5 protein-coding genes are annotated in these 4,894 nt (G+C 71.4%); 2 read left to right on the top strand and 3 right to left on the bottom strand.

Features of this window, described 5'->3' with window-relative positions:
* Positions 1–20: 20 nt before the first annotated feature.
* The 3 genes from AB0M20_RS27540 to AB0M20_RS27530 form a co-directional block, all read right to left on the bottom strand.
* A complete protein-coding gene (locus AB0M20_RS27540; RefSeq protein WP_364303002.1) occupies positions 21–869 on the bottom strand; it encodes a universal stress protein in 849 nt (282 codons plus the stop codon).
* A 233-nt stretch (positions 870–1,102) separates the two neighbouring features.
* A complete protein-coding gene (locus AB0M20_RS27535; protein WP_364303000.1) occupies positions 1,103–1,957 on the bottom strand; it encodes a universal stress protein in 855 nt (284 codons plus the stop codon).
* Between the two features lie 100 nt (positions 1,958–2,057).
* Positions 2,058–2,642, bottom strand: a complete 585-nt coding sequence (locus AB0M20_RS27530; RefSeq protein WP_364302997.1) for a DoxX family membrane protein — start codon at positions 2,640–2,642, stop codon at positions 2,058–2,060.
* 321 nt (positions 2,643–2,963) lie between these two features.
* On the opposite strand from AB0M20_RS27530, the gene AB0M20_RS27525 reads away from it, so the two are divergent.
* Positions 2,964–3,653: a CBS domain-containing protein gene (locus tag AB0M20_RS27525; protein ID WP_364302996.1), complete on the top strand. Its 690-nt coding sequence runs from the start codon at positions 2,964–2,966 to the stop codon at positions 3,651–3,653.
* A gap of 244 nt (positions 3,654–3,897) precedes the next feature.
* Positions 3,898–4,894 (top strand): wax ester/triacylglycerol synthase domain-containing protein (locus AB0M20_RS27520; RefSeq protein ID WP_364302994.1); only part of this gene is annotated, 997 nt, incomplete at its 3' end.

Raw genomic sequence — 4,894 nt, 5'->3', positions numbered from 1 at the left:
GTCCCCGGAGCCCATGGGCCCTAGTGCACGATCCACACGGGGCAGTCCGCGTGGTGCAGCAGCTGGACGCCGGTGGAGCCGAGCAGGGCCCCCGCCACGGCGCCGCGGCCCCGGCTCCCCACCACGACCAGCTGCGCTCGGTGGGACGCCCCGAGCAGGACGGCCGCCGGGTTGCCATGGGAGATGGCCACGGTCACCGGCACTTCGGTGAACTTCTGCCGCCACGGCTCGAGCAGGCGTTCCACGCGGGCGAGCTCGGCGGCGTCCCGCTCAGAGGTGCGGCCGGCCGCCAACCCGGTGCCGGACCAGGAGGGGAGCAACGCGCGGACGGCGACCACGGCGGCGCCTCGATCGAAGGCGGCCTGGAAGGCGGTCCGCAGCACCTGCTCGGCCGAGGCGAAGCCGTCGACACCGACGACGACCGGGCCGTCGGCGGCGTCGCTGCGCCCGCGCACCACGACCACCGGGCACGGCACGTGCGTCGCGACGCGCTGGCTCAACGAACTCTGCAACAGACTGGCGGCACCGTCGCGCTCACCGTGGCCGAGCACCACCAGGGACGCTTCGGCGGCCGTGTGCAGCAGCCGGTCCACGGGTTTGCCGATGAGGGCGTCGACCTCGATCTCGACCTCGGGCGCGATCGCGCCGGCCAGCTCGCGCGCCTCGCCGGAGACGGCTTGCGCGTGCCGGCGCGCCTTCTCGAGGTACAAGCCGCTGCGTCCGTACAGCGATGACATCCATTCCCAGTCGAAGACGTGTACGACGCGCAGCAACGCGCGGCGGTGCGCGGCCTCGCGCGCCGCCCACACCACAGCGGCCCAGCCCGACGCGGTGCCGTCGACGCCTACGATGATCTGCGGTGTTCTCATCGCCATCCCCTCCCGGGCCTATGCTTCGAGGGTCGGGTATCGCCGGTCGGCACGACAGGGGGAGCGGTCCCGTCACCGCGGGCCGTTCGGCCCCTCACGTGCTCTTCGATCGCCTCCCGGCCCTTCGATGTCCTCATCGTCCTCCTGCGGGAACCGCCTGGTAGGTGCCGGAAGTCCTCAAGAGATAGGACGGCCGTTCCTGCCGTCGCGGTCACCGGACCGGCCGGGCGCGGTCAGCGATCGGCCCGGGTTTCCCGCACCACCGCGACGGACGTCTCGGCATGCCGGAGCAGATGGTGGCTCACCGAACCGAGCAGCGTGGCCCGGCAGGCCCGACCATCGCGGGTGCCCACCACCACGAGACCGGCTTGCGCGGACAGTGGCAGCAGAGCCTGAGCGGGATGGGCGATCACGACCTCGTGGGTGGCCTTGACCGATGGATACTTCTGCCGCCAGCGGTCGACGAGGTCGGTCAGGGAACGCCACTCGGCGTCGAGGATCTCGTCCGCGGCGTGCTTTCGCCCGGCCGGGATCGAGGGCAGCCATGCGTGCACCGCGTGCAACGACGCCCCGTGCGCGGCGGCCTGCTCGAAAGCGAAGGCCAGGGCCAGCTCGGACTCTTCCGTGTCGTCGACTCCCACCAGCACCGGGTCGTGGCCGGGCACGTTGCGGACCACGACGACGGGGCATCGCGCATTGGCGTTCATGGCGTTCATGGCGGTCGTCGTCGCGCCGAGCGGCCCGCCGGCCCGCGATCCCGTCCTGCTGCCGAGGACCATCAGCTCGGCCCCGGCCGAACGCCGGGACAGCACGGAGGCGACGCTGCCGTGGGCGCAAACGGTGGTGACGTGTACGTGCGGATGAGTGGCGGCAGCGTCCAGGGCCGCCTGCTCCACAATGTCCTCGGCGCGTTGAGTGAGAAGTTCGTCGGCCGGCCGACAGGTGCGGCCGGATACGTGGCAGAGCTCGACCGGCGCACCCGTGCGGGCGGCCTCGTCGAGGGCCCACCGCGCGGCCCGGACGGCACCGGCGGAGCCGTCGAACCCGAGGATGATCTTGGCGGGTCCTCGTCGTGTCTCCGTGTACATGACTCGTATCTCCTTCATCGAACCGACCGAAGCCGCCCGTCCGGGTCGACCGCCGCTGGAGGCCCCGGCCGGGCGGCTGCTCAGAGCCGCCGCGCATGATTCAGATCAGCCAACGGTGTTTCTGCACGAAGGGCAGCTTGGCCCACAGGCGGCCCAGGCCCCAGGTGTGGCCGGCGTAGGTGAGGGCCAGGACGATCGCGCCGACGGCGTACATGTAGTGGTAGTCGGTGATCGGGTTGGTGGAGCCGCTCGGTTCGCCGGCGCTGGTGTGCTGGGCCAGGGGCCATTCGGCGATCCACATCATGGCCATCATGGCCGTGGCGGCCACGGCGGCGATCCGCATGCCGATGCCCAGGATGAGGGCCAGGCCGATGCCGAGCAGGCCGAGCATGAACAGCCAGTTCGCCCAGGTGGTGCCGGCGATGTCGTGGAAGAAGTTCTGGAAGGGGCCGACTTCCACCGAGGACAGGAAGCCCTTGGTGGGGGAGCCGCCGTTGATCCAGGCGCGTTCGGCCGGGGTCGCGTAGCCGAGGCCGAAGGTCTTGTCGAGAAACGCCCACAGGAAGACGAAGCCGGTGGAGATGCGGAACACCGCCAGAACCCGGGCTGCGGTCTCGGTGAGCATGGAGCCGGGTGCCTCGACGTGCTCCAGGTGTGCCGCGGTCGTGCGGCCGGTCGTTGTCATTGCTCCTCCTTCATCGAATCTCTCGGCTCAGACTCTGCTCGGGCGGCCGGCGAGACACCCGGGCCGCTCCGCCCGATGAGGGCGGGACCAAGGTCCTGACTTCGCCCGACTCACCGGCGTCTACCTGGACGACGTCGAACGCACCATCGTGATGGTGCTCGCACGATCCGTGCCGGGCGTGGACCGCGTCGAGCAACCGTGACCCTGCGCTGCCGCCCGGGCCCTCCCCGGCGACGGTCCCGTCGAAGGGGGCCGATCGACCCTGACCAACGCCCCGCGTGGGCGCTTAGCGTCGGGTGGAGACGTGAGGGAGGGTTCTCGATGAAGAACTGGCGTGTGGACGACGTGATGACCAAGGTCGTGGTCTCGGTCTCCCCGGGTGCGTCGTATCGCGAACTGGTCGATCTGCTGGTGCAGCACAGGTTCAGCGCGGTGCCCGTGGTCGATGAGTTCCAGCGGGTGCGGGGTGTGGTGTCGGAGGCGGATCTCCTTCGCAAGATCGAGTACGCCGGCGAGACGGTACCCCGGCTGTTCGAGCGGCGACACCGCCGCGACGACCGCGTGAAGGGCGTCGGCCGGACGGCCAACGAGCTGATGAGCTCGCCGGCGGTGACGGCGCCGTCCGGCTCGTCCCTGGTGGCCGCCGCCCGCCTGATGGACCAGGAGCAGGTCAAGCGGCTACCCGTGGTGGACGACATGGGCCGGTTGATCGGGGTAGTGGCGCGATCGGATCTGCTGAAGGTGCACCTGCGTCCGGACGATGAGATCCGCTCGGACATCGAATCGGGAATCCTGCGGACGTATCCGGCCGAGGAGGCGGACGGCATCGTGGCCGAGGTCTCCGAGGGCGTCGTCACGCTGATCGGACGGGTCGCCCGCTTCTCCACGATCGACGCCGTCGGACGACTGGTACGCCAGGTCCCCGGCGTGGTGGATGTGATCGAGAAGGTCGACTTCGACTACGACGACCGCGACATCCCCGCCACCGGCATCGGTTTCGGCATGGCCTGACCCACTCCTCGGGTCAGCGCCGCTTCCAGGCGATCACCGCATCGCCGGCCGGCTGAGGTCCTTGGGTCCTGACGACGGTGGCGGTGGGCGTCCTAACCTCGAACCGAGGGCTGCGGCGAGCGGACAAGGAGCCGGAGATGAGGAGCTGGTCACGGCTCAGGTCCACACGTGCCGGCGATGCCACCGGTCCGAACGCACGAGGCGCTTCTCCAGAATGTGACACCCGCGGCCGGAGCGAGCTGACATGAATGTGATCGAACGGACGAGTCCCACCGACCTGATGCAACTCGCCGGTGACCTTCCCGGCTCGCCGATGCAGGTCGCTGCGGTCCTCGTCCTCCAACCCACCCGGGCCGCCGTGGACCTCGCGGCGGTCCGTGACGCGATCGGTCGCCGCGTGCAGGCGGTGCCGCGGCTGCGGCAGCGCCTGGTCGAAACCCGCGTCGGCGGCGGGCGACCGGTCTGGGTCGACGCTCCCGACTTCGATGTCCGCGAGCACGTCAGCGCCGTCGCCTGCCCGGCGCCGGGCGACGAGACCGCGTTTCTCGGCGTCGTCGCCGACATCGTCGCCCGCCGGCTCCCCCGGGACCGGCCGCTGTGGTCGGCCACTCTGATCACCTCCCTGGCCGGCGGCGGCCAGGCGCTGGTCGTGACGCTGCATCACGTCGTGGCCGACGGCATCGGCGGCCTGGCCGTCCTCGCCCACCTGGTCGACGGTGCGCCGGCCGGGCCGGACGTGGACTTCCCGCGTCCCGCGCCGAGCAACCGGGAGCTTCGTCGTGACGCGTTCGGCGTACGGCTGAGAACGGTCACCCACCTCCCGGCGGCAGCGCGGCACCTCCGCTCGGCGCTCGCGGCACTTGCGGCGGGCGGTACAGCGGGTCCGCCGCGGTCCTCGCTGAACCGGCCCATCGGGTCACACCGCCGGCTCGCCGTGGCCCGGGTCGGCCTGGCCGCCGTTCAGCGGACGGCGCATGCGCACGGCGCGACGGTGAACGACGTCGTCCTGTCGGCGGTGACCGGCGCCCTGCACGCGGTGCTTCGTGAGCGCGGTGAAGGCGTCGACCGGTTCGTCGTCTCGGTTCCGGTCTCCGCCCGGCGTGACGCAGCGGCCGGTCGTCTCGGCAACGAGGTCGGCGTGATGCCCGTCCCGGTGATCGCGCTCGACGACCCGTACCAGCGGCTTGCGGCTGTCGCCGGCACCACCCCCAGCCCCAACCCGGCCGCACCGGGCGACACCA

It is taken from the genome of Actinoplanes sp. NPDC051633 (assembly GCF_040681735.1).
Taxonomy (GTDB): domain Bacteria; phylum Actinomycetota; class Actinomycetes; order Mycobacteriales; family Micromonosporaceae; genus Actinoplanes.
The sequence above is the reverse complement of the archived record's forward strand: the minus strand, read 5'-3'. Positions and strand labels throughout refer to the sequence as shown.

Coding starts and splice junctions, on each gene's coding strand:
- AB0M20_RS27540 (WP_364303002.1), bottom strand. CDS start 869: ATGAGAACACCGCAGATCATCGTAGGCGTCGACGGCACCGCGTCGGGC.
- AB0M20_RS27535 (WP_364303000.1), bottom strand. CDS start 1,957: ATGTACACGGAGACACGACGAGGACCCGCCAAGATCATCCTCGGGTTC.
- AB0M20_RS27530 (WP_364302997.1), bottom strand. CDS start 2,642: ATGACAACGACCGGCCGCACGACCGCGGCACACCTGGAGCACGTCGAG.
- AB0M20_RS27525 (WP_364302996.1), top strand. CDS start 2,964: ATGAAGAACTGGCGTGTGGACGACGTGATGACCAAGGTCGTGGTCTCG.